Source organism: Curtobacterium sp. MCBD17_023, from assembly GCF_003224415.1.
Classification (GTDB): Bacteria; Actinomycetota; Actinomycetes; order Actinomycetales; family Microbacteriaceae; genus Curtobacterium.
In genome coordinates, this window is the sequence record NZ_QKLJ01000003.1 from 345,422 (window position 1) to 369,152 (window position 23,731).

Consider the following 23,731-nt stretch of genomic DNA (forward strand, 5'->3'; position numbering starts at 1 on the left):
CCGCAGCAGCGGTCAGACCACGAACGTCCGGGTCGGGCGGCCGCTGAGAGCGTGCGGGAACGGCTCGCCGACCGGGCGGAACCCGGCGCTGCGGTAGAGGCGCACGGCCGGCGCGTTGTCCTCGAGCGCGTGCAGCATGCAGTGCTCGTACCCGGCGTCCCGGGCAGCGTCGACGGCCGCGACGAGGAGCGCTCGACCGAGCCCGCTCCCCTGCGCGGCCGGGTCGACCGCGAGCAGGCTGAGGTAGGCGGCGTCCGCCGGTCCCACTCCCCCTCCGGTGCCCGGCGCGGTGACGAGTGCGAAGCCGTGGACGCCGTCGTCGGAGTCCCCTGGCGCGACCACGAGGGCGACCCGCTCGGCGGCGAACTTCGCGGCGGCTCGCGCCCGGACCGCCGGGTCCCGGGGACGACCGTCGCGCGCGGCGACGGCGGCGGCCCACAGGTCGATGCACGCGGTGTCCGTCCCGGCCTCCGCCGTCGCGACCCGCACGGCTGCAGAGGACTCGATCACCGGACCACCCTACGACCGGGCTCCTGCGTGCGCGGGACGCCAGGGCACGGCGTCACGAGGACCACCCGTCACGCGGTCGCCGGCACCCGTACCCGGAACGACGCTCCGCGGTGTTCGTCCGGCAACCGGTCGCCCCGTCCGAGCAGCTTGTGCCGCAGGGAGCCCTCCTCGTACCCGTCCGGGTAGGCGTTGCGCGCCCGGAGTTCGGGGACGACGAACTCGATGACGTCCTGCCACGTGCCCGGCGTCACCGCGTACGCCAGGTTGAAGCCGTCGACGTCGGTCTGCTCCTGGATGTCGATGAGCCGCTGCGCGATCGTCGCCCCGCTGCCGACCTCGACCGGACCGAGTCCGCCGATCGCCGTCTGCCGGGCGATGTCCCGGACCGTCCACGTCGTCCCGTCCTCACCGGTCGCGGCGGACAGGTTCGCGGCGGCCGACTGGATCGCGTTCGACTCGATGTTGCCGAGCGGCTCGTCCAGGTCGTACTGCGACAGGTCGACGCCCATCCAGCCGGAGTTCAGCACGAGCGCACCCGCCTCGGACGCGTACGACAGGTAGTCGCGGTACTTCGCCTGCGCGGCCTCGTCGGTCTCGTCCGTGATGACGGTGAGCAGCGTGTACACCCTGGCGGCGTACCGGTCGCGACCAGCGGCCTCCAGGGCGTCCCGGATCTTCCCCACCGTCGCGGCGAGCTGCGGCAGGGTCGGCGCCCCGACGAACACGGCCTCGGCGTTCTCGGCGGCGAAGCGGATCCCGCGCGGCGAGGCGCCCGCCTGGTAGATGACGGGCGAGCGCTGCACGGACGGCTCGGACAGGTGGATGCCCGGCACGTCGAAGTGCGCACCGTGGTGCTCGATCGGGTGCACCTTCGCGGGGTCGGTGAAGACACCGGTCTCGCGGTCCTCGACCACGGCGTCGTCCTCCCACGAGCCCTCCCACAGCTTGTAGAGGACCTCGAGGTACTCGTCGGCGACGTCGTAGCGGTCGTCGTGGCTGAGCTGGTCCGTCTGGCCCATGTTGCGGGCTGCGCTCGGCAGGTACCCGGTGACGACGTTCCAGCCGACGCGGCCCTTCGTCAGGTGGTCGAGCGTGGACATGCGTCGGGCGAACGGGTACGGGTGCTCGTAGGCGGTGCCCGCGGTGATGCCGAAGCCCAGGTGCTCGGTGACGGCGGCCATCGCGGACACGAGGAGGATCGGGTCGTTCACCGGTACCTGCGACCCGGTGCGGAGCGCGGCCTCGTTCGTCCCGCCGTAGACGTCGTAGGTCCCGAGGACGTCGGCGATGAAGATGCCGTCGAACGCCCCGCCTTCGAGGATCTTCGCCAGGTCCGTCCAGTACGACAGGTCGTTGTAGTGCCGGGATCGGTCGCGCGGGTGGCGCCACAGCCCGGAGGACTGGTGCGCGACGCAGTTCATGTCGAACGCGTTGAAGCGGATCTGCCGGGGCTCGCGGTTCGTGGTCACGACGCGACCGTACGTCGGCCGTCCCCGCCGCGTCACGGAGGATGACGCCGCATGACACGGGCATCTGGATGCGGGACGTGCCGGTGGTCAGCGGGGCGCCCGGACCGTGACCTCCGCCGTCGACGGGCCGCCGCACTGCTCGGAGCCGCCGTACCGGATCCACCGCGTGCGAACCGTCTCCGTCAGGAGCGGCCGGTCGGCGGCGTCCCGCAGCTCGACGACCGCCCGGTCCGGCGTGCCCATCAGCACGGGGAGCCGCCAGACGGTTCCGGCGGCGGTCGACGTCGGCGACGGGGCCGGCGCGACCTCGGGAGGCAGGACGGGCGGGTCGCTCGGCGCGGGCGGCGTGCATCCGGTCCCGGTGCAGACGGCGACGTCACGGACCGCGTCGACCGACCCGACCGGTCCGCTGACCGTGACCACCACGGTGTTCGTCCACCCGATCGCCGGACAGGCCGTGGGCACGATGCCACACGCCGCTGTCGTCAGCACCGACAGCGCAGCCCCGGTCGCTGCCCACATCCGTCGCCCCCGCACGCCCCCATCGTCGGCCCTGAGGAGCGGTGGTGGGGACACGATGTGGTCACGACCACCGGTCGGGGACGACCGGCGGTCCGCGCGACGCTCAGGCGCGGTCGTGGAGGGTGACGTGGTAACCGTCGGGGTCGGCGAAGGTGAACGTCCGGCCGAACGGGCCGTCGATCGGTGCCGCGACGATCCGGTGCCCGTCGGCCTCGAGGGCGTCGTGGACCGCCTGGACGTCGGTCGCGTGCAACCAGAGGGCGACGCCGAGTCCCGGCTGGTCGACCGACGCGAGGTCGGTCCCGGGGAGGACGTCGCGCAGCGCGAACGCGATCGGCGTCGTGGTGAACACGACGGCGTGCGGTGGCCCGGCGGGCGAACGCTCGAGCCCGAGGTACCGCTCGTAGAACGCCTGCGAGGCATCGAGGTCACGGACCTGCAGGGAGAGGAAGTCGGGGCCGGTGGCGGGCATGGGTGCTCCTTCTGGTCATGTCAGTTGTCTGACACCAAGCAGCGTATGTCAGACTGCTGACATGAGTCAACAGGACGGCGTCGACCTCCCGACCTCGATCGGGTACCTGCTCAAGGAGACCGCGACGGCGCTCCGGACCGCGATGGAGGCCGTGCTCCGCCCGCTCGGCATGACCGTGACGCACTACTCCTGCCTGGAACTCCTGGCGCAGCGTCCGGGGTCGTCGAACTCCGAGCTCGCCCGCGGCACCTTCGTGACCCGGCAGTCGATGAACGTCCTACTGCAGACCCTCGAGCGCGACGGCGTCGTCGAGCGCCCGTCCGAGGCCCGCTCGGGCCGGGTCATGCCGGCGCAGCTCACCGACCGCGGACGCCGGGACCTCGCCGCCGCGACGGCCGCCGTCCGCTCCGTGGAGGACCGGATGCTCGCCGACCTCGACGAGGACGACCGCGCCGCGGCCAGGCGGCTGCTGCGGAGCATGGTGCGCGCACTGCGCAGCGACGCGGCCGACAGCGCCAGCGCTGGCTGACCGTGACTCGTCGCGGCGCAATCCGGCGCGACGTCACCCGTGATGCGACAGGAAGTCGCGAACGACCCGCGCGGCGTCGGGATGGTCCTGCGGTCGGTGGCCGTGTCCGACGAGGGTGACGTGACGAGCGTCGGCGATCCGGGAGGCTATCGTCTCGTACTCGTCGTTCCATCCTCCTGTGATGACCAGTGTCGGCACGCCGGGACGCTCCGGGGTGTCCAGCGTCCACGGTCCCGGCAGCCGACGTTGCCGCTCCGCCGCGAGGAGGGCATCGGCGTCCCTCGGTGGTGCGGGGCTCCGACCGGTGAGTGCCGCGGTGAACGCGACGGCGAACTGCGCAGGCGGGAGCAGGCCCGCCTGGTCGAGGACCGGCTGCACACGTCGGACGTGCTCCTCGACCGATGCGTGCCCCCGCGCCAGCGCGTAGGCGCCAGGCTCGAACAGCACGAGCACGCGGACGAGGTCCGGATGACGCGCAGCGGCGCGCATGGCGACCGGTCCGCCGAAGGAGTGGGCGACGACCGCACTGCCGGTGCCGCACGCACGGAGGAGCCGCCGCTCCCACCGGTCCTGCTCGAACCGCACCGGTGGACGGGCGTCGTACCCCGGCATCGCCGCGAAGCGGGCGCCGGGCAGTGTCCCCACCGAGGACCAGGCCCGACTCGGACTCCGATTCGACGCGTGCAGGAACACGAGCTCGCGCCCGGTTGGCTCGCGCCCCTCTTCCGCCATGCGGTGCAGGCTACGGGAAGCAGGACGCCGGACGGGAGGCGCAGCACCCGCTGGCACCGCGCCTCCCGTCCGGTGGACCGCCGCCGAGGGCCGCGCCCCCGCACCGCGCCGGTCGTCAGCCCGCCGCGACCGCCTGCTGCGCCGCCGCCTCGGCGGCGACCCACGCGAGCATCCCGCACTTGACCCGCATGACGAACTTCGAGACGCCCTGGAAGGCGACGAGGTCCTCGAGCACGTCCTCGTCCGGCTCGCCGACGCCCCGGGAGCGCATCATCGTGCGGAACGCCTCGGTCAGGGTCAGGAGTTCCGGGACGGTCCGGCCGACGGCCATGTCGGTGAGGACCGAGGCCGACGCCATCGAGATCGAGCAGCCGTCCCCCTGCCAGGCGACGGCGGCGATCCGGTCGGTCCCGGGCTCGAGTCGGAGCCGCACGGTGATCTCGTCACCGCACGTCGGGTTCCGCTCGAAGTGCTCGGCGTCCGCATCCGGCATCGGACCGTCGCCCCGACGGGCTCTCGCGTGGTCGAGGATCACCTGCTGGTAGAGCCCGTCCAGGCCGGTCACGCGGGCTCCTCCGCACCAAAGTAGCCGCGGATCCCGCCGACCGCGGTCACGAAGCGGTCGACGTCCTCCTCGGTCGTGTACACGTACGTGCTCGCGCGGCTCGTGGCGGTGAGCCCCAGACGACGGTGGAGCGGCTGCGCGCAGTGGTGGCCGGAGCGGACCGCGATGCCCTGCGCGTCGAGGTACTGGGAGACGTCGTGCGCGTGCACCCCGTCGACGACGAAGGACGCGAGGCCGCTGCGCGGGACACCGGCAGCGGGACCCACGACGGAGACGCCGGGGACGGTGGCGAGGCCGGTGAGCATCCGCTGCGCCAGGTGCTCCTCGTGCGCCTGCACCCGGTCCATCCCGATGTGCTCGAGGTAGCGGACGGCCTCGGCGAGCGCGACGGCCTGGGAGACCGGCTGGGTGCCTGCCTCGAACCGTTCGGGGGCCGGCATGAAGTCGGTGTGGTCCATCGTCACCGTGGTGATCATCGAGCCGCCGGTGCGGAACGGCGGAAGCGCGTCGAGGAGGTCCTGCCGACCCCAGAGCACGCCGATCCCGTTCGGGCCGAGCATCTTGTGCCCGGAGAACGCGGCGAAGTCGATGTCGAGGGCACGGACGTCGAGCGGCCGGTGCGGTGCGGACTGGCAGGCGTCGAGCACGACGAGCGCCCCGACGGCGTGGGCCGCCGCGACGAGCTCCGCGACGGGGGCGATCATCCCGGTGACGTTCGACACGTGGGCGAACGCGACGACCCGGGTGCGTTCGGTGACGAGCGCGACGGCGTCCTCGGCGCTCCAGCACCCGGCGTCGTCGACCGGCACCCAGCGCAGCGTCGCACCGGTGGCTGCAGCGAGCTCCTGCCAGGGCACGAGGTTCGCGTGGTGCTCGGCCTCGGTCACCAGGACCTCGTCCCCGGGGCCGATGCGGAAGCGGTCGGCCTCGGGACCGCCGCGTCCGGCGCTGGCGTTGCGGATGCCGTAGGCGACGAGGTTGAGCGCGTCGGTGGCGTTGGCGGTCCAGACGACCTCGGACGGGCTGGTGGCCCCGATGAACCGGGCGACGGTGGCGCGGGCGTCCTCGTAGGCGTCGGTGCTCAGCGCGGCGAGGGTGTGGGCACCGCGGTGCACGGCCGCGTTGTCCTGCTCGAGGAAGCGCCGTTCGGCGTCGAGGACCTGCACGGGCCGCTCGGCCGTCGCGCCGGAGTCGAGGTACGCCAGCGGCTGCCCGTTCACCTCCTGCTGGAGGATCGGGAAGTCCGCCCGGATGCGGAGGACCTCGTCCTCGGTGAGCGGTTCGACGGAGTCGTCCGTCGGCGCTGGTGCAACGATCGTCACGGTGCTGGCCCTCCTGTGCGTCTCCGGGAGACAACCCGTCAATGGTGGTCGTTCTTCCCGGCAGCGTCCAGTCGGACCGGCACCGCGCGGGGCGCTACTCGTTCCCGACGCGCTTGTCGGCCTGCTCGCGGGCGGCGTCGATCTTGTCGTCGTACTTGCCGCCGGTGGCCTTCTTCACGGCGTCGGCGACACCGTCGAACACCTTGTCGCTGACACCCTCGGCCTTCTCGCTCTTCAGGGCGTCCTGCACCTTGCCGTCCTGCAGCAGCGCCCGGGCCTTCTTCGTGATGTCGTCGAACCCTGCCATGACCGGCTCCTCGTGTCTCGGGCGGGACCTCGTGCCCCGCGTCCTGGCGCCGATGCTAACCAGCGTGCGGCCACCTGGTCCGGGCCGTCCACCGGATGCCCAGCACCGGACCGGTCGACGGTGCCGCGGCGCGGCGCGGCGCGGCGCGGCTCGGCTCGGCTCAGGCCATCTGCGCACTGCGCCGACGGGCCAGGACGTAGCCGACGGCGACGGCTCCGCTCACCGCCAGCAGCGAGGGGATGAGGATGTCGGTGCCCTCCTGCGTGAACTCGACGACGAGCACGAGGGCCGTGAACGGCGCGCGCATGGTGGTGGCCAGGAACGCGGCCGCGCCGACGAACGCGAAGGCCGCCAGGCTGCCGCCGTCGGTCGGCCAGAGCAGCATCCAGGCGGCCCCGAGGAAACCGCCGAGCGCCGATCCGACCGCGATCGAGGGGGTCAGCGTGCCACCCACGGCGCCGGCACCGATCGTCGCCGCGGTCGTCACGGTCTTCAGCAGTCCGAGGACGAGGAGCGCGAGCAGGGGCGCCATGCCGAGCAGCGTCGGCCCGTCGAGGTCGGCGTTCATCGCGGCGAGTCCGAGCGCGCGGCCGTTCCCCATCACCTCCGGGAAGGGGATCGCGACGAGGCCGACGAGTGCGAACACCACCGGCAGCACGACGAGCAGCTTCCACCCGGTCGGGGCGATCGCCTGCAGCCGGTTCGTGGTCCGCACGAACCCGACCCCGGCGAGCCCGAGCAGCGGCCCGACGACGACCGCCCAGACGAGCAGCGAGGGCGAGAGGTGCATCGCCGGCACGTGGTAGAGCACCTCGTCCGGGATCACGAGCCGGGCGACGAACGCGGCGACGGCACTCGTGACGAACGCGGGCAGGGCCGTCGCCAGGGTGAGCTCGCCGAGCAGCACCTCGACCGCGAACAGCGCACCCCCGAGCGGCACGTCGTAGACCGCTGCGAGCCCGGCGGCAGCACCACAGGCCACCAGGACCTTCGTCTCCCGCGGCGTCAACCCGGCGCGGACGGTGAGCAGCTGCGCGGCCCACGCACCGAGTTCGCGCGGTGCGACCTCCTTGCCGATCGAGGCACCGAGACCCACCGCGAGGATCTGCACGCCCGCGTTGCCGACGGTCACCAGGGAGGGCATCCGCCTGCCCGCGACGGCGGCCGGGACACCGACGACCGGACGTCCCCAGCGCCGGATCGCCCACCACGCGACGGCCGTCAGGACGCCGGCGGCCAGGACCGCGAGGAACCGGTTCAGCGCCGACGGTGCGTCCGCCGCCTCCCGGTGCCCGCCGAAGGCGTAGCCGAAGGCGACGAACTGGATGAGCTGGAGCGCGAGCCACACGGCGATCCCGGCGGCCCCGCCGGCGACGCCGACGAGCCCCGTGACCACGGCGAGCTTGAGCGCCCAGGCCGGAGCGGCGAGACCGTTGTGTGGCATGTCGGCAAGCGTAGCGGGCGTGCGTCGGCGCGCGTCGGCGCGCGTCGGCGCGCTCGTCCGCCGGGTCGGCGCGCTCGTCAGTGGGTCGGCCGGGAGGCCCGACGCGACGTCCCGGGTCCGGCACCGGTCCGGAGGCGGTGATCCGGGCCTCCCGGCCGGGCTGCGACGTCAGACCGCGGTGACGCGGTCGGGCACGACGGCGGCGAGCCGACCGTCCGAGCAGTCGAGCACGAGGGAAAGACCCCCTGCGCTCAGGTGGACGGGGACGGTGGGGAGCGACGACACCGGTCCGAGCGGGCGGGCGGTCGGGTCCTCAGAACCAGCGCTTGACCTTGAACACCGCGTAGAGGACCGCGGCGAACAGGACCATCAGCACGATCGACAGCGGGTACCCCCACGTCCAGGACAGCTCCGGCATGTGCTCGAAGTTCATCCCGTAGACCGCGGCGATGAGCGTCGGGGCGAACAGGATCGCCGCCCAGCCGGAGATCCGCTTCGTGTCGTCGTTCTGCTTCTGCGCCGCCAGGGTCGAGTCGACCGTCAGCGCGTTCTGCAGGAGCTGCCGGAAGGTGTCCAGCCGCTCCACGACCCGGATGACGTGGTCCAGGACGTCCCGGAACCGGCGCTGGAGCTCGACGGGCAGGTGGTACTTCTCGGCGCCGCGGTGCAGGTCCTCGATCATCCGGATGAGCGGGCGGGCGGCACGCTGGAAGTCGACGACCTCGCCGAAGAGCTCGTAGACGCGGCGGGAGACGCCTGCCTCGCCCGAGAAGAGCTGCCCCTCGATCTGGTTGATGTCCTCCTCGAGCCCGTCGATGACCGGCCGGTAGTCGTCGACGATCGAGTCCATGAGGGCCCAGAGCTGCGCCTGGGGCCCCGCGGTGACCAGCCCGGGCTTGCCGCTCATCCGCTGCAGGGCGCGCGGGACCGCTCGTCCGCCCCGCGGGTCTGCCTGCACCACCGCGAGGAAGAAGTCCTCGCCGACGAAGGCGTGGACCTCGCCGAACTCGACCTCCTCGGCCGCGTCCCGGTACACCGCGGGCTTGAGCACCGCGAAGAGCGTCGAGCCGTACCGTTCGAGCTTCGGTCGCTGGTGCCCTTCGGCGGAGTCCTCCACCGCGAGCTCGTGCAGGCCGAGGGCGACCGCGACGTCACCGAGCTCCTCGGCGTCCGGCCGATCGAGCACGATGCAGGCCGAGGCACCGTGCTCCGCGATCATCGTGAAGCTCTCGTCGAGCGAGGGACTCGTCGTCGGGGCGATCCGGTCCACGTACACGGTGTTCAGCTCGACGGTCACGGCACCACCGTACGCACCCTGGGCAGCGGCTGCGTGATCGCGGACGGGGCGGCGTAGCGTCCTGGTCATCAGCATGCTGACGAAAGGGAGCACGATGCGCTGGATGCGGAAGGTCATGATCGCCGTGAGCACGGTGGTCGCCGTGGTGGGTTCGTTCATCGGGTCCGGGGCCGCGGGCGGCACCCCGATCGCCGAGGCGGCCGACGGCGCGCTCTCGGCATCGTCCACGGCGATCGCCCCCGGTGGGCCCGCATTCGGCATCTGGAGCGTCATCTACGTGGGGCTCGTCGCCTTCGCCGTCTGGCAGTTCCTCCCCCGTCGGGACGACCAGGCCCGGCACGACCGCCTCGCCGTGCCCGCGACCCTGTCCCTGCTCCTCAACGCGGCGTGGATCCTGTCCGTGCAGTTCGGCTTCCTCTGGCTGAGCGAGCCGATCATCCTCGCCCTGCTCGGCGTCCTGGCGTGGGCGTTCGTGGTGCTCCGGCGCACCAGGCCGTCCGGCCGTGTCGAGGCGGTCGTCACGGACGGCACGTTCGGGCTGTACCTCGGATGGGTCTGCGTGGCGACGGCGGCCAACACCGCCGCGGTCCTGACGGCTGCGGGGTTCCGGGGCCTCGGCCTCGGTCAGGACGTGTGGGGTGTGGCGGTCGCAGCGGTCGCCGGCCTCGTCGGGGTCCTCGTCGGGGTGACCGGCCGTGGTCGCATCGCCCCGGCCCTGTCGCTCGGCTGGGGGCTCGCGTGGGTCGCGGTCGCACGGCTCGACGGGCCGCTCGTCTCGGTTCCCACAGCCGTCGCCGCGCTGGTCGCCGTCGCCGCGGTGCTCGTGGTGACCGTCGTCGCGCGGGCCCGTGCAGGCTGGACCGCAGGTGCGGCCGCGCTCCACACCGCCTGAGCGCGCTGGCGCAGCGCCGGACCACTGCGCGGAACCGACAGATCGACGTGGACCTTCCGCGTCGATCTGTCGGTTCCGCGTGCATGACCGGCCGGGCGGGCCGGGGCGGGCCGGGTTCAGCGCCGCGCGACGGCCATGCCGTGCGCGGCGGCGACGGCCTCGTTCGTCACGCGGCCGTCGTGCACGTTGAGCCCGGCGGCGAGTGCCGGGTCGGACTCCAGCGCCCGCTCCCACCCCTGGTCCGCGATCGCCACGGCATACGGGAGCGTCGCGTTCGTCAGCGCGATGGTGCTCGTCCGCGGGACCGCGCCCGGCATGTTCGCCACGCAGTAGTAGACGGCGTCGTGCACGGCGAACGTCGGGTCGTCGTGGGTGGTCGGCCGCGACCCCTCGAAGCACCCGCCCTGGTCGATCGCGATGTCGACGAGGACGGACCCCGCGCGCATGTCGGCGACCATCGCGTCCGTGACGAGCTTCGGAGCCGACGCCCCGGGGATGAGGACGGACCCGATCACCAGGTCCGCCTCGGCGACGGCGTGCGCGATCGCGAGCGGGCTCGACCGCAGGGTCGTCACCCGGCCGTCGAACCGCGCGTCGAGGGCTCGGAGGCGCGGCAGGCTGATGTCGAAGACCGTCACCTCGGCACCCATCCCGAGCGCGATCGTCGCGGCGTGCTCGCCCGCGACACCACCGCCGATCACCACGACCCGCCCCTTCGGCGTGCCGGGGACACCCCCGAGGAGGAGCCCGCGGCCGCCGTTCGCACGCATGAGGTGGTGGGCGCCGACCTGGGCGGACAGCCGCCCGGCGATCTCCGACATCGGCGACAGGAGCGGCAGCGACCGGTCGGGGAGCTGCACGGTCTCGTACGCGATCGCGGTGGCGCCCGACTCGACCAGCGCCGCGGTCAGCGGGCGGTCGGCGGCGAGGTGCAGGTAGGTGAAGAGGACCTGTCCCGCGCGCAGGAGCGGGTACTCGGCGGCCACGGGCTCCTTCACCTTGAGCACCACCTCGGCGTCCCAGGCCGACCCGGCGTCCGGCACGATCACGGCACCCGCTGCGGTGTACTCGTCGTCGGAGAACGCCGAGCCGGTCCCGGCGCCGGACTGCACGAGCACCTCGTGCCCGTGCATCGTCAGCTCGGCGACGCCGGCCGGGGTCGCGGCGACGCGGAACTCGTTGTTCTTGGTCTCGGTGGGGACGCCGATGCGCATGACGGACTCCTTCGTGGGCAGGTGCTCGGACACCGCCCATCCAGCCGCACGTTCGCCGCGAGCGCTCGCGCACCGAAGGATCACCCGCCCACCGGCCGTTCCGTTCCGCGGAGTTCGGCATCACGCAGGTCGGGAGCGCTCCCACCGAACGATCTGGTCACTCCCCCGGACCGACGCAGCACCTCGGCTGACGGCGACGAGTCAGCCGTCGGCGACCGGGTCCGCGCTCAGCGGCGCGACCGGGTCCGCAACGTGTCGCTCGGCAGCTCGCCGAACCGGGACCGGTACGCGGCCGAGAACCGACCGAGGTGGCCGAAGCCCCACCCACGGGCGATGTCCGCGACCGAGGTCTCGTCCCGCTCCGCCCGACGCAGCTCGTCGAGCGCGCCGTCGAGCCGGACGGACCGCAGCAGCTCACCGGGCGTCTGGTCCAGGTGTCGTCGGAGCGACTGCTGCAACCCGCGTGGGCTGAGCCCGGCCGCCGCGGCGATCTCCGGCGTGCCGATGGGCTCACGGGCGTGCGCCTGCACGTAGTCGAGCGCACGCCGCAGCCGCTGGTGCTCCGGTCCGGACCCGGTCACGGCGGCACGCCACGTGCTGCGGCGCGGGAACGCCCGGAGCGCCGCGCTCGCGAAGGCCTCGGCGACGTCACGGCGGACGGTGGCGGTCATCGGGGAGTCCACCTGCAGCCACGTCGAGGAGAGCCGTCGGACCGTGTCGCGCCAGACCCCCATGCCGTCGGCGGCCGGCCGCTCGAGGGGCTCGAACGAGAACGTGTCGTCGCCGACCAGGCTCGTGACGAACGAGCGGTCGAGGTGCACGAGGTTGAGACCGATGTCGCGGTGGTGCAGGTCGTACGGCTCCGACGGCAGGATCACCGGGACGCCGGGCTCGAGGTCCACGGAGCGGCCGTTGAACGTGATGGTGCTGCTCCCGCTGCGGAGCCACGCGACGATGAAGTCGTCGGACTGGCTCTGACTGCGCAGGTCGACGCCGAAGCGGGAGGTCCGCAGGGAGATCCGTTCATCGGTGACACCGGCGAAGTCCCACGCCGTGTCCGCGTGCGTCCGCCGGATCGCAGGGGCCTTCAGGTCGTAGTCGGAGGTGAAGAACGCCATCGCCTGGTCGATGTCCGTGCCTGCCAACCGCCGGTACGACCGGGTGTCGGCACGCTCGACGCCGACGGGCGGAGCGGACGGAGCGGGACCGGCATCGGGAGTGAGCACCATGCTCCGACCGTACGCGACACCTCCGACATCGGACTCGACGGGCCTCCCCCAGAGCCGGGGCCACGCGCCTCCCGTCCGGTCAGCTCTGCAGGATCGCCTGCCCGACGCTCTCGTCGAGGATGAGGTCCGTCACGAGCCCCGCGGCCAGGGCGCCGCGCAGCGACGCGGCCTTCCCCCGCCCGGCGACGACGCAGATCCGGCGCGGCGCCCGCTTGACCGTGTCGAGGTCGGGCGCACCGGCCCGGGCGTTCACCCCGATGTCCTTCCACGACCCGTCCGCGCGGTAGAACACGGTGGACACGTCGCCGACGACGCCGGCCTGTCGCAACTCGTCCTGGTCCGCCGGGTCGAGGTACCCGCCGGAGTACACGTGCGAGGGGACCGGGGCCTGCGGAGCTCCGACCCCGAACACGACCAGGTCCATCCGCTCGTGCAGGTCGAGCACGCGTCGGATCGAGCGCTCGCGGAACAGCGCGGCCTTCGTGGCGGGGTCGTCGAAGAACGCCGGCACGGGGAACTGCTGCACGAGTGCGCCGTAGGCCTCGCCGAACCGCCGGAGGATCTCCGACGCGTAGACGATGCCCGTCGTGCGGGTGTTCGCGGCGCCGTTCACCTGCACGACGGTCGACCCGTGCGTGGTCTTCGGCACGAGGTAGCGACTCACGGCGCTGACCGTCGAACCCCACGAGATGCCGATGACCATGTTCGACTCGATGTACTGCGTCAGGATCCGGGCGGCGGACAGGGCCACCCGCTCCAACCGGTCGACGTCGCTCGTGTGGTCCGGGACCGGGACGACGTGTGCGTGCACGCCGAAGCGCGCCCGGATGCTCCGGCTCAGCGCGGCCGCCTGGTCGAGCGGTGAGCGGATCTGGATGTCGACGAGCCCGGTGTCACGGGCGTACTTGAGCAGGCGGGACACCGACGACCGGGACGTGCCGAGCTCGTCGGCGATGGCGTCCATCGTGAGGTCCTGCAGGTAGTAGAGGTGCGCGGCCCGCAGGGCCTGCTGGGTGCGCACGGGCTGGGCGGCGTCGCTCATGGGTCTGAGCATGCACGGACGTGCACGCCCGCTGCAACCCCGTCCGGGCCTCCCGTCCGCCGTCCAGCGGCCCGGACAGGAGGCGCGACAACCGTTCTGCACGTCCGTGCACGGAGGTTGCCCACACGTTCCGACGAGCGCACGATCGATGGAGTACCAACGGAATCGACCCCAGAAAGCGATGCGAACGACCATGTCGAAGAAGACGCAGCCCAGGAACACGGTCACCGCCCTCACCGGACGCCCGAACGCACAGGTCCTCATCGTCGGTGGCGGGATCAACGGCATCGCCACCTTCCGCGACCTCGCACTGCAGGGCGTCGACGTCGCCCTCGTCGAGCGCAGCGACTACGGCTCGGGCGCGTCCGCCGCGTCGAGCCACATGATCCACGGCGGCATCCGCTACCTCGAGAACGGCGAGTTCCGTCTGGTGCGCGAGAGCGTGCAGGAGCGCAACGGCCTCATCCGCATCGCCCCGCACTACGTCAAGCCGCTGCAGACGACCATGCCGGTCTTCTCGACGTTCTCCGGCATCATGAACGCCCCGCTGCGCATGCTCACGCACAAGCAGCGCTCCACGAAGGAGCGCGGCGCGATGCTCATCAAGATCGGCATGACGATCTACGACTCCTTCTCGCGCGACGGCGGTTCGGTCCCGAAGCACGTCTTCCGCACGAAGAAGGCGGCGCTCGAGGACATGCCGGCCCTCAACCGCGACCTCAAGTACACGGGCACGTACTACGACGCCTCGGTGCACGAGCCGGAGCGCCTGGCGCTCGACGTCCTGAAGGACGGGCTCGCCGCGAGCACCGGTACCGGCTCGGACGCGACCGCCCGTGCGACGAACTACGTCGAGGCCGTCGGCAGCCGTGACGGCGGCGTCCTGCTCCGTGACCGCGAGACCGGCGAGGAGTTCGTGTTCACCGCGGACGTCGTCGTGAACGCGTCCGGTCCCTGGACGGACCTGACGAACGAGGCGTTCGGTGGTGGCACGAAGTACATGGGCGGCACGAAGGGCTCCCACATCGTCGTCGACAACCCCGAGCTGCTCGAGGCGACGAAGGGCCGCGAGCTGTTCTTCGAGAACAACGACGGCCGCATCGTCCTCATCTACCCGCTCAAGGGCCGGGTCCTCATCGGCACGACCGACATCGACGCCGACCCGTCGCAGCCGGTCGTCACGACCGACGAGGAGATCGACTACTTCTTCGGGCTCGTGAAGCACGTGTTCCCGCAGATCGAGGTCACGCGCGACCACATCGTCTACAGCTACTCGGGCATCCGACCGCTCCCCCGCCACGAGGACACCGCCCCCGGGTTCGTGTCCCGCGACTACCGGATCGTCGACACCCCGATCGCCGGCCTGCCGGACACGACCGTGCTGTCGCTCGTGGGCGGCAAGTGGACGACCTTCCGGGCCCTGGCCGCGCACCTGTCGACCGACGTCACGAAGAAACTCGGCGTCGCCCGCACGGTCGACACGACCGGCATGCCGATCGGCGGAGGCAAGGACTTCCCGACCACCGACGGCCAGCGTGCCCTGTGGATCAAGTCGCACCGTGACGGCCTCGCGTCCGAGACCGTCGACCGCCTGCTCGACCGCTACGGCACCCGTGCCGCCGAGGTCGTCGATGCGCTGGTCACCGGTCCGGTCGAGCCGCTCGAGTCGGACGGCACGCTGACCCGTGCCGAGGTCCGGTACTTCGCCGAGCACGAGCAGGCCGTGCACCTGGTCGACGTCGTCCTCCGCCGCACGAACCTCGCGTTCGTCGGTGGTGTCACGATCGACCTGCTCGACGAGCTCGCCGACGTCATGGCCGAGTCGCTCGACTGGACGGCCGAGGAGCGCGCCGACGAGGTCCAGCGCACGCTCGACGTCCTGCGCGAGTCGCACCGCGTCATCGTGCCACTGACGTCCGCGTCGCAGCTCGCGTAGTCCACGCGACGCACGACGGACGGGAGGCACGGTGCCAGCTGGCACCGTGCCTCCCGTCCGTCTGCCCCGCCACCTGCCCGGTGCGAGACGCCCCGGATGCGTCGAGACGCCGCCGGATGCCGCGGCGTCTCGACGCATCCGGGGCGGCGTTCTGCCGTCCCGGCGGCGTCGCGCCGTCGGTGCCGTCAGAACCGCTCGCCGGTCGGGTCCTCCGCGGCCAGGTCGGCGAGGTCGTCGCCGCCGACGGGCTCGCCCGCCCAGTCCACGAGGCGCCACCCGTCGGCCGTCGAGCCCTCGAGCTCCACGACGCCGGTGTTCTCGAGGTGCCGGTTCCGCCCGAGGTCGTCCGGCACGTTCTGCGCCGTGACCGCGGCCCAGATCCGGATCGCGGCACCGTGGCTGAACGCCGCGACGACGTCCGCCCCGGTCTCCTCGATCTGCCGCACGGCGTCGTCGTACCGCGCGAAGAACGCGTGGCCGTCCTCCGCGCCGGGCAGGTGCTCGTCGCGGTCACCGGCAGCCCAGGCGTACACGGCCGCGAGGTAGCTCTGGACGGCGACCGTGTCCCGTCTGCCCTGCAGGTCGCCGGCCTCGATCTCCCGGAGGCCCGGCAGCACCACGGGTGCGAGGTCGAGCGCACGCGCGAGCGGGGCCGCGGTGATCTGCGTCCGGACCATCGTCGAGGTGAACAGGCGCTCGATGCCCCGGTCCCCCAGCGCGGCGGGGAGCGCGTCGGCCTGCTCCTGTCCGAGCTCGGTCAGGCCGGGTCCGGGCACCTCTGCGTCGAGCAGGCCGGTCACGTTCGCGGGGGTCTGTCCGTGTCGGACGAGCAGGAGTCGCATCCCCTCACCCTACGGAGCGACTCCCCCACTAGCCCTGACGGGTGTTCCAGCGCGGGTCCTTCTTGTTGATGACGTACACGCGCCCGCGCCGCCGCACGACCTGCGAGCCGGGGATCTTCTTGAGCGCCTTGAGCGAGTTGCGGACCTTCACGTGGACCTCCTTGATGAGAACGGTTTTCATGTACCGTACTGCACATGGCCGCAGTCCCGATCACCCTCGTCTCCGCCCTCCACGACGTCGACGCCGCACGCATCGCCGCACGGCTGTCCGACGGGCACCGGCTGCACGCCGCCGGCAGCGCGATGGCCGCGGCGCGGGCCGTCGCGGACCGGGCCGGGCGCCTCGCCGACATCTGCGGGCCCGGCGCCCGGCACGCGCTCGTCGTCACCCTGCCCGTCGGCGGTGACGCTCGGGCCGTGGGCATGATGCTCGCGAACGCGGCCCGGGCCGAGACGGGCGACGACCGGGTGCTCCGGCACGTGGTGTCCGTCCTCCGCGCCGACGAGGTCGAGCACCTGTTCTGGTCCGGCGTCGACGACGCGTTCGTCGCCGGCGAGCGCCTCGCGGCCCTGGTCGAGTACGCGACCGTCATCGTGCTCGACCGCACCGACCGCCTGTCCCCGGCACGGCGTCACGCCCTCGTCGCCCTCGTGCACCGCTGCGCGCCGTCCGCCGTGGTCCTCGCCGACGAGCGGGTCCGCAGCGCCGACGACCTCCCGGCGTCGAACGGCGGCGCGGCCCGGATGCTCGCCGGGAGCGCCGGGTGGATGCGCGCCCTGTCGACCGGGGCCGACGACGCCCACCGGCAGTCCGCGGACGGGCTCACCGCCGTGTGCTACCGGGACCCGCTGCCCTTCCACCCGTCCCGACTCGCCGACGTCGTGGAGCACGACCTCGCGGCCGGGCCGGACGGACGGGTCCTGCGCTCCCGCGGGTTCTTCCGGCTGGCGTCCCGGCCCGACCACGTCGGCTCCTGGTCGAGCGTCGGGGCGATGCTCGCGCTCGACCCGACCGCGAACCCGTCCTGGGACGAGGACGCCCCGATCGGCCAGTCGCTCTGGTTCGTCGGCGAGGACCTGGACGCGGACCGGGTCACGCGGGCGCTCGACGGAGCGCTCATCACCCCGGACGAGCTGCTCGCCGGGCCGGACCTGTGGCGCGCCTGGGCCGACCCCTTCCCGGTGTGGCCCGTCCTCGACCGCGACTGACGGCACGGTCCCCGCGACCGACCCGCCACCGGACCGTCCGCGACTGCTACCGTCTGGCCGTGGCGATCGAACCGGACACGAAGAACTGGACCTGGGTCATCGAGGCGGCGTGCCCGGACTGCGGCTTCGACGGCAGCGCGGTGACGTTCCGGGACGTGCCCGCGGTCATCGACGCGAACACGGACGGCTGGCCCGAGCAGCTCCGCCGCCCGGACGTGCGGGAGCGCCCGGACGAGTCGACGTGGTCACCGCTCGAGTACGGCGCCCACGTCCGTGACGTGCACCGGAAGATGACGGAGCGCCTCGAGCTGATGCTCGCCGAGGAGGACCCGCTGTTCCCGAACTGGGACCAGGACGCCACCGCCGTCGCGGACCGCTACGCCGAACAGGACCCGGCCACCGTCACCCGTGAGCTCCTCGCCGCCGCCGACCGCGCCGTGTCGGCCTTCGGCGGGGTGCCCGACCACCAGCTCGCCCGGACCGGGCGCCGCTCGGACGGCAGCGTCTTCACGGTCGCGACGCTCGCCGTCTACTACGCGCACGACCCGGTGCACCACCTGTGGGACGTCCGCCGGTCGCGCTGAGCGGTCCGGGCCTCCCGGCCGGGCGTCAGGCGAGCGCGTCGAGCAGTGCCCGCGCCGTCGCCGCGTCGGTGACCAGCTCGTTGACGAGCCGGCCACGCACGGCGCTGATGATGCTCGGCACCTTCACGGCACCGACGGCCACGCCGACCGCGTGCGGCACCGCGGCCAGGACCTCCCGCGAGGTCCGGACCATCCGCTCGCTGCCGGGGAACTCGATCGCCTCGCCGTCGGGGCCGGTGAAGTTCAGGCACACGTCCCCGGTCGCCCGCTCGAAGACCGCGTGGTCCACGGGCAGGCCCCTGGCCATCGCGTCGCGGGTCGCGACCGGCGCGCCGATGCCGAGGATCGCGCCCGTCGCACGCTCCCAGAGACCGACGACGTGTTGGAAGGCCGGGTCCTCGTCCAGGGAGGCCCGCAGCGCCTCCGACGGGAGCGCCTGCGCGAACAGGAAGGTCGGGATCGCCCCCGACCGCTCAGCGGCCGCCCGGGTGATCTCGTTCGTCTGGAACCACTGGTTCGGGTCGGCCTGACCACCGACGGTCGGGACGAGCTGCACGCCCGGCATCGGGGGCACGACGCCGTGCGCGATGGCGTGCACCGTGCTGCCGGAGGACACCAGGACCGCGTCCCCCGGGGCGAGGTGCATGGCCTCGACCGCTGCGGCGACGGGCTCGGCGAGGTCGACGCCGAGGGTCGCCGTGTGCGTCACGGCCGCGAGGTACACGGCCTGCAGACCGAGCACGACCCGCAACCGCTCGGCCAGGACGGCGGTCTCGTCCTGGAACGGGTCGACGACCTCGATCCGGACGAGCCCGGCGCGGCGGGCCTCGGACACCAGGCGGCTGACGGTCGGGCGGGAGACGCCCAGGCGGGCGGCGATCTCGTTCTGCGTCGCGTCCTCGAGGTAGTACATCCGGGCCGCCTGGTACACCGTGTCGAGCGGGAACCGGGAGCGGGGACCGTCGCCGGCGGGGACACCGCCCTCCGTGGGCGGACCGCTGGCGGGTGCGGGGTCGGACGGACTCGTTCCGGACATCGAGCGCGGGCCTCCCGGGGTGGTGCCGTCGGCCGGGTGCCGGGACGACACCGCGATCGTAGCGCCGCCCGTCCTACCGGATGGTGAAGCCACCGTCGACGCGGAGGTCGGCGCCGTTCACCATCGCGGCCGACCCGCCGGCGAGGAAGAGCACCGCCGCCGCGACCTCGTCGGGCGTCGCGAACCGTCCGGTCGGGATCTCGTCCTGGTGGCGCAGGCCCGCCTCGTTCGCCCACGCGGACCGACCCAGGGCGGTGAGCACGACCGTCGGCGACACCGTGTTGACGGTGACGCCGCGGCGCCCCCACTCGAGGGCGAGCACGCGGGTCAGCCCGAGCAGACCGGCCTTCGACGCGCAGTAGGCGGCGTGCCCGTCGATCCCGACGTGCGCAGCCTGGGACGCGATGGTCACGACCCGCCCGTACCCCGCGGCGAGCATGTGCCGTCCGACCGCCTGCGTCACGCGGTGCGTGCCGGTGAGGTTCACGTCGAGCGTCCGCGCCCAGGCGTCGGGCCCGAGGTCCTCGGCGGAGGCCAGGGCGACGATGCCCGAGCAGTTCACCAGGACCTCGACGTGCCCGGCGCCGGCGAGGACCTCGGCGACGGCCGTGTCCACCGAGGCCTGGTCGGTGACGTCGCACCCGATGCCGAGGTGCCCGTCCCCGGGCAGCTCGGACGCAGCCGAGGACGACGCGTCGGCGCGGACGTCGAGGACGGCGACCCGCGCACCGCGGCCGGCGAGGGCGCGTGCGACCGCGTTGCCGATGCCGGACGCGCCACCGGTGACGACCGCGACGCGGCCGGTGAACGGGTTCGTGTGGTCGAGGTGGGCCGGACCGGGCCGCAGCAGCGCGGCGAGGTCGTCGTCGTCCGGCAGCGCTGCCGGGGCCGACGCGGGACCGGTGGACGGGTGGTGGTTCTGGAACGCGGACATGACGGGTAACATACCCGATGTCAGATGCCACTGCGATCGAGAGAGCCCATGTCGACGACGACGCCCCCACTCCTGCGCACCGCTCCCGCCCCCGGCCGCCTCGACCGACTCGGGATCCCCCGCCCCCTCGCCCTCGGCTTCCTCGGCGTCCTGGTGATGATGACCGGGGTCGGCGTCGAGTCGAACTTCGTCACCCCGCACATGGTCGCCGTGCTCGGCAGCCCTCCGGCCACGGTCGCGACGATCGTCACCGGCGCGAGCCTCGCGACCCTCGTCGGCAGCTACCTGTCCGGCGCGCTCGCCGACCTGGTCGGCCCACGCCCCGTGATGACCGTCGGCGTCGTCGTCTGGGTCGTGTTCGAGGTCCTGTTCCTCGGCGCCCTTCACCTCGGCAGCGTCCCGCTCACCGCGGTGGCCTACACACTCCGCGGACTCGGGCACCCGCTCGCCGCGTTCGCGTTCCTGGTCTGGGTGAACGTCACCGCACCCGTCGAACGCCGTGGTGCGGCGGTCGGGTGGTTCTACGTCGCCTTCACCGGCGGCCTGCCCACGCTCGGCTCGTTGTTCGCCCTCGGGACCATCCCGGCCCTCGGCGGCGGGGTCGTCGGCGAGACCGGAGCGATGACCGCCTCGATCGCCCTCGTCGTCGCCGGGTGGGCGCTCGCGCGCTTCGGTGTCCGGCTGCCGAGCGGCACGCAGCGGATCGCCCCCGCCGGCGAGAGCGCCTGGCGGGTCGTCACGAGCGGGATCCGCCTGACCGCGACACGGCCGCGCGTGCTCATGGGGTTCCTCGTCCGACTCGTCAACACCGCACCGGAGTTCGGCATGTTCGTCGTCCTGCCGGCCGTCATCGCCGACGAGCGCGGCTGGGGGCAGCAGCGCTGGCTCCTCATGACCGTGTGCGTGTACGCGACGAACATCCTCGTGAACGCCCTGTTCGGCTGGGTCGGCGACCGCATCGGATGGGTCCGCACGGTCCGCTGGTTCGGCGTCGTCGGGTCCGCGGTCGGGCTGCTGGCCTGGTGGTACGTCCCGCAACTCGTCCCCGCCGGCTCCGACTGGGGGTACGTCGCCGCCGTCGTCGCCGGGTGCGTCTTCGGGTGCTCACTCGCGGGGTTCGTCCCGATGGGCGCGATCATGCCGGCGCTCGAACCGCAGCACCGTGGTGCGGCCATGGCGATGTACACGACCGCGGCCGGCGGTGCCGCGTTCCTCGGCACCGGAGTGGTGGCCGTCGTCCTCGCGCTCGGCGGGGGCGGCGCCGCCGTCACCTGGACGTTCGTGGGGCTCTACGCCTGCGCCTTCCTCATGGTCGGCCGACTCCACGTCCCGCAGCACGACGAGGCCCACTGACCGATGTCCCCGTCCCTTCCCACCCACCCGTCCCCCGAGGAGGACCGCACATGACCACGATCTGCGACGACCCCGACGAGTTCGCCGAGGACCAACTCGCCGGTTGGCTCGCCCTGTACGCCGACCGCGTCCGCGGGGTGACCGGCGGCGTCGTGACGCTGCCGACCGCCGACACCGCCCCGCAGGTCGCCGTCGTCATCGGTGGCGGCTCCGGCCACTACCCCGCCTTCAGCGGTCTGGTCGGTCCCGGGCTCGCGACCGGCGCGGTCGTCGGGAACGTCTTCACGTCACCGTCCGCCGCCCAGGTGTACTCCGTGGCCAGGGCCGCCGACCAGGGCCGCGGCGTCGTCCTGTGCTTCGGGAACTACGCCGGCGACACGATGAACTTCGGGATCGCCGCCGAACGACTCCGCGCTGCCGGTGTCGACACGCGGATCGTGGTGGTCACCGACGACGTCGCCTCGGCGGACGAGGTCGACCGACGACGGGGCATCGCGGGCGACTTCGCGGTCGTCAAGGCCATGGGCGCCGCGGCGGCCGCCGGGGCCTCGCTGGACGAGGTCGAACGGGTCGGCCGGCACGCGAACGACCGAACGCGGACGATCGGCGTCGCCTTCTCGGGCTGCACGCTGCCCGGAGCCGACGAGCCGCTGTTCACGGTGCCGGACGGTCACCTGGGCCTCGGCCTCGGGATCCACGGGGAGCCGGGCATCCGCGACGTCCCGCTCGTGCCGGCCCGCCAGCTCGCGCACCTGCTCGTGGACCGGTTGCTTGCCGAGCGTCCGGCCGACGCCCCCGCCGGTGGCCGGGTCGCCCCGGTCCTCAACGGCCTCGGCGACACCAAGTACGAGGAGCTGTTCGTGCTCTGGGGACGGATCGCGCCGCTCCTCGAGCAGGCCGGCCTCGCGGTCGTCGAGCCCGAGGTCGGCGAACTCGTGACGAGCCTGGACATGGGCGGGTGCTCGCTCACCCTGCAGTGGCTCGACGACGACCTCGAGCGACTCTGGCGTGCCGACGCCTACGCGCCCGCCTACCGCAAGGTGGCAGCGCCCGTCGCCACACTCGTCCCCGCGGCCGCCGGGACCGAGTGCGCTGCGGACGCGACGGTCGTGCCGAACGCGAGCCGGGCCTCCCGGCAGGCCGCCGACACCGTGCGCGTGGTCGTCGCGGCGACGGAACGGCTGCTCCGCGAGCAGGAGCACGAACTCGGCCGCATCGACGCCGTCGCCGGGGACGGCGACCACGGACGCGGGATGGTGAAGGGCATCGGTGCGGCCCGGCGGGCGGTCGACGGCACGGACGCGACCGCCGGCGTCGCGTTCCTGCTCGGACGCGCCGGCGAGGCCTGGGCGGCAGAGGCCGGCGGGACCTCGGGCGTGCTCTGGGGCGCAGCCCTCGAGGCGTTCGGCGCCGCGATCGGCGACGACGTCGACGAGGTCACCGCGTCGCTCGTGGTCGACGCAGCCCGGGCCTTCGCCGACGCGGTCGTCCAGCTCGGACGGGCGCGGCGTGGCGACAAGACCCTGCTCGACGCCCTGCTGCCGTTCGTCGACGCCCTCGACGCGGCGGTGCGCTCCGGCGTGCCGCTGCCGGAGGCCTGGACCGCTGCCGCCGAGGTCGCCCGGCTCGAGGCGACCGCCACCGCGGCGCTGTCGCCACGCGTGGGACGAGCCCGGCCACTCGCCGCGAAGAGCGTCGGCACCCCGGACGCCGGAGCCGTCTCGATGGGCATGGTCCTCACCCGCGTCGGCGAGGTCCTCACCGCCCGACGTGACACCACGAACACCACCATCACCACCACCACTGGAGGAGTGCACGCATGACGTTCCGCATGGCGATCGGGTCGGACGACGCCGGCTTCACGCTCAAGGAGGTGCTGCGCGCCGACCTCATGGCCGATCCCCGGGTCGTGGACGTCGTCGACGTGGGTGTCGACGCCGACGGCCACACGGCCTACCCCCACGTCGCCGTCGAGGCCGCGCGGCTCGTCGCCGCAGGGTCCGCCGACCGGGCGCTGCTCGTCTGCGGCACCGGACTCGGGGTGGCGATCAGCGCGAACAAGGTCCCCGGCATCCGGGCGGTGACCGCGCACGACCCGTTCAGCGTCGAGCGGTCGGTGCTGTCGAACGACGCGCAGGTCCTCTGCCTCGGGCAGCGGGTGATCGGCACCGAGCTCGCCCGCCGCCTGGTGCGCGAGTGGCTCGGGTACACCTTCGACCCGGCATCGGCGAGCGCCGGGAAGGTCGACGCGATCCGGTCGTACGAGCAGTCCGCCGGATGACCCGGTGAAC

General features: G+C 73.1%; 25 protein-coding genes. 8 read left to right on the plus strand and 17 right to left on the minus strand.

Annotated elements, in window-relative coordinates:
• Positions 1 to 12 precede the first annotated feature (12 nt).
• The 4 genes from DEI84_RS06440 to DEI84_RS06455 form a co-directional block, all read right to left on the minus strand.
• Positions 13 to 510: an N-acetyltransferase gene (locus tag DEI84_RS06440; RefSeq protein WP_110890102.1), complete on the minus strand. Its 498-nt coding sequence runs from the start codon at positions 508 to 510 to the stop codon at positions 13 to 15.
• Positions 511 to 578: 68 nt separating this feature from the next.
• Positions 579 to 1,979 carry an LLM class flavin-dependent oxidoreductase gene (locus DEI84_RS06445; protein WP_258369060.1) on the minus strand — a complete coding sequence of 467 codons (1,401 nt, stop codon included), beginning with the start codon at positions 1,977 to 1,979 and terminating at the stop codon, positions 579 to 581.
• An 87-nt stretch (positions 1,980 to 2,066) separates the two neighbouring features.
• Positions 2,067 to 2,516: a hypothetical protein gene (locus DEI84_RS06450; RefSeq protein ID WP_146236319.1), complete on the minus strand. Its 450-nt coding sequence runs from the start codon at positions 2,514 to 2,516 to the stop codon at positions 2,067 to 2,069.
• Positions 2,517 to 2,604: 88 nt separating this feature from the next.
• Positions 2,605 to 2,973: a VOC family protein gene (locus DEI84_RS06455; RefSeq protein WP_110890104.1), complete on the minus strand. Its 369-nt coding sequence runs from the start codon at positions 2,971 to 2,973 to the stop codon at positions 2,605 to 2,607.
• Positions 2,974 to 3,034: 61 nt separating this feature from the next.
• Here DEI84_RS06455 and DEI84_RS06460 point away from each other — a divergent pair, with 61 nt between their 5' ends.
• Positions 3,035 to 3,502: a MarR family winged helix-turn-helix transcriptional regulator gene (locus DEI84_RS06460; protein ID WP_110890105.1), complete on the plus strand. Its 468-nt coding sequence runs from the start codon at positions 3,035 to 3,037 to the stop codon at positions 3,500 to 3,502.
• 33 nt (positions 3,503 to 3,535) lie between these two features.
• Here the strand turns inward: DEI84_RS06460 and DEI84_RS06465 are convergent, their stop codons facing one another.
• From DEI84_RS06465 to DEI84_RS06490, 6 genes are all read right to left on the minus strand, one after another.
• Entirely contained in the window at positions 3,536 to 4,234 is a 699-nt protein-coding gene (locus DEI84_RS06465; RefSeq protein WP_146236320.1) for an alpha/beta fold hydrolase, read from the minus strand.
• A 115-nt stretch (positions 4,235 to 4,349) separates the two neighbouring features.
• Positions 4,350 to 4,799: a Fe-S cluster assembly sulfur transfer protein SufU gene (gene sufU, locus DEI84_RS06470; protein WP_110824738.1), complete on the minus strand. Its 450-nt coding sequence runs from the start codon at positions 4,797 to 4,799 to the stop codon at positions 4,350 to 4,352.
• Positions 4,796 to 6,121, minus strand: a complete 1,326-nt coding sequence (locus tag DEI84_RS06475; protein ID WP_110890107.1) for an aminotransferase class V-fold PLP-dependent enzyme — start codon at positions 6,119 to 6,121, stop codon at positions 4,796 to 4,798. The genes sufU and DEI84_RS06475 overlap by 4 nt, the downstream gene beginning before the upstream one ends.
• 94 nt (positions 6,122 to 6,215) lie before the next feature.
• Entirely contained in the window at positions 6,216 to 6,428 is a 213-nt protein-coding gene (locus DEI84_RS06480; protein ID WP_110890108.1) for an antitoxin, read from the minus strand.
• 160 nt (positions 6,429 to 6,588) lie between these two features.
• On the minus strand, positions 6,589 to 7,872 hold the full coding sequence (locus DEI84_RS06485; protein ID WP_110890109.1) for a chloride channel protein: 1,284 nt from the start codon (positions 7,870 to 7,872) through the stop codon (positions 6,589 to 6,591).
• Between the two features lie 313 nt (positions 7,873 to 8,185).
• Complete coding sequence (locus DEI84_RS06490; protein ID WP_258365918.1) at positions 8,186 to 9,169, minus strand: magnesium and cobalt transport protein CorA; 984 nt, start codon at positions 9,167 to 9,169, stop codon at positions 8,186 to 8,188.
• A 73-nt stretch (positions 9,170 to 9,242) separates the two neighbouring features.
• On the opposite strand from DEI84_RS06490, the gene DEI84_RS06495 reads away from it, so the two are divergent.
• Entirely contained in the window at positions 9,243 to 10,061 is an 819-nt protein-coding gene (locus tag DEI84_RS06495; RefSeq protein WP_220032871.1) for a tryptophan-rich sensory protein, read from the plus strand.
• 116 nt (positions 10,062 to 10,177) lie between these two features.
• Here the strand turns inward: DEI84_RS06495 and ald are convergent, their stop codons facing one another.
• The 3 genes from ald to DEI84_RS06510 form a co-directional block, all read right to left on the minus strand.
• Positions 10,178 to 11,275, minus strand: a complete 1,098-nt coding sequence (gene ald / locus DEI84_RS06500; protein ID WP_110890196.1) for an alanine dehydrogenase — start codon at positions 11,273 to 11,275, stop codon at positions 10,178 to 10,180.
• Positions 11,276 to 11,502: 227 nt separating this feature from the next.
• The gene (locus DEI84_RS16020) at positions 11,503 to 12,504 is read right to left on the minus strand and encodes an AraC family transcriptional regulator (protein WP_110890111.1); all 1,002 of its coding nucleotides are present in this window, start codon (positions 12,502 to 12,504) and stop codon (positions 11,503 to 11,505) included.
• Between the two features lie 79 nt (positions 12,505 to 12,583).
• The gene (locus DEI84_RS06510; protein WP_110890112.1) at positions 12,584 to 13,546 is read right to left on the minus strand and encodes a sugar-binding transcriptional regulator; all 963 of its coding nucleotides are present in this window, start codon (positions 13,544 to 13,546) and stop codon (positions 12,584 to 12,586) included.
• Positions 13,547 to 13,739: 193 nt separating this feature from the next.
• Between DEI84_RS06510 and DEI84_RS06515 the strand changes: the two genes are divergently transcribed.
• Positions 13,740 to 15,482: a glycerol-3-phosphate dehydrogenase/oxidase gene (locus DEI84_RS06515; RefSeq protein WP_181420365.1), complete on the plus strand. Its 1,743-nt coding sequence runs from the start codon at positions 13,740 to 13,742 to the stop codon at positions 15,480 to 15,482.
• A 185-nt stretch (positions 15,483 to 15,667) separates the two neighbouring features.
• Here DEI84_RS06515 and DEI84_RS06520 read toward each other — a convergent pair whose 3' ends face one another.
• A complete protein-coding gene (locus DEI84_RS06520; protein ID WP_110890114.1) occupies positions 15,668 to 16,324 on the minus strand; it encodes a histidine phosphatase family protein in 657 nt (218 codons plus the stop codon).
• 28 nt (positions 16,325 to 16,352) lie between these two features.
• Positions 16,353 to 16,475, minus strand: a complete 123-nt coding sequence (ykgO, locus tag DEI84_RS06525) for a type B 50S ribosomal protein L36 (RefSeq protein ID WP_056224971.1) — start codon at positions 16,473 to 16,475, stop codon at positions 16,353 to 16,355.
• Between the two features lie 44 nt (positions 16,476 to 16,519).
• On the opposite strand from ykgO, the gene DEI84_RS06530 reads away from it, so the two are divergent.
• Both DEI84_RS06530 and DEI84_RS06535 read left to right on the plus strand, forming a co-directional pair.
• Positions 16,520 to 17,533: a GTP-binding protein gene (locus DEI84_RS06530; RefSeq protein WP_110890115.1), complete on the plus strand. Its 1,014-nt coding sequence runs from the start codon at positions 16,520 to 16,522 to the stop codon at positions 17,531 to 17,533.
• Positions 17,534 to 17,592: 59 nt separating this feature from the next.
• Positions 17,593 to 18,117, plus strand: coding sequence for a DinB family protein (locus tag DEI84_RS06535; RefSeq protein WP_110890197.1), 525 nt, complete (start codon positions 17,593 to 17,595; stop codon positions 18,115 to 18,117).
• 25 nt (positions 18,118 to 18,142) lie between these two features.
• Here DEI84_RS06535 and DEI84_RS06540 read toward each other — a convergent pair whose 3' ends face one another.
• Complete coding sequence (locus DEI84_RS06540) at positions 18,143 to 19,153, minus strand: sugar-binding transcriptional regulator (RefSeq protein ID WP_110890198.1); 1,011 nt, start codon at positions 19,151 to 19,153, stop codon at positions 18,143 to 18,145.
• Between the two features lie 73 nt (positions 19,154 to 19,226).
• On the minus strand, positions 19,227 to 20,087 hold the full coding sequence (locus DEI84_RS06545) for a GolD/DthD family dehydrogenase (protein WP_110890116.1): 861 nt from the start codon (positions 20,085 to 20,087) through the stop codon (positions 19,227 to 19,229).
• A 48-nt stretch (positions 20,088 to 20,135) separates the two neighbouring features.
• Here DEI84_RS06545 and DEI84_RS06550 point away from each other — a divergent pair, with 48 nt between their 5' ends.
• The 3 genes from DEI84_RS06550 to DEI84_RS06560 are packed head-to-tail and all read left to right on the plus strand — an operon-like array spanning position 20,136 to position 23,721.
• Positions 20,136 to 21,440: an RbtT/DalT/CsbX family MFS transporter gene (locus tag DEI84_RS06550; RefSeq protein ID WP_110890117.1), complete on the plus strand. Its 1,305-nt coding sequence runs from the start codon at positions 20,136 to 20,138 to the stop codon at positions 21,438 to 21,440.
• 50 nt (positions 21,441 to 21,490) lie between these two features.
• The gene (locus DEI84_RS06555; RefSeq protein ID WP_110890118.1) at positions 21,491 to 23,263 is read left to right on the plus strand and encodes a dihydroxyacetone kinase family protein; all 1,773 of its coding nucleotides are present in this window, start codon (positions 21,491 to 21,493) and stop codon (positions 23,261 to 23,263) included.
• Entirely contained in the window at positions 23,260 to 23,721 is a 462-nt protein-coding gene (locus tag DEI84_RS06560) for a ribose-5-phosphate isomerase (RefSeq protein WP_110890119.1), read from the plus strand. The genes DEI84_RS06555 and DEI84_RS06560 overlap by 4 nt, the downstream gene beginning before the upstream one ends.
• The last annotated feature ends 10 nt before the right edge of the window (positions 23,722 to 23,731 follow it).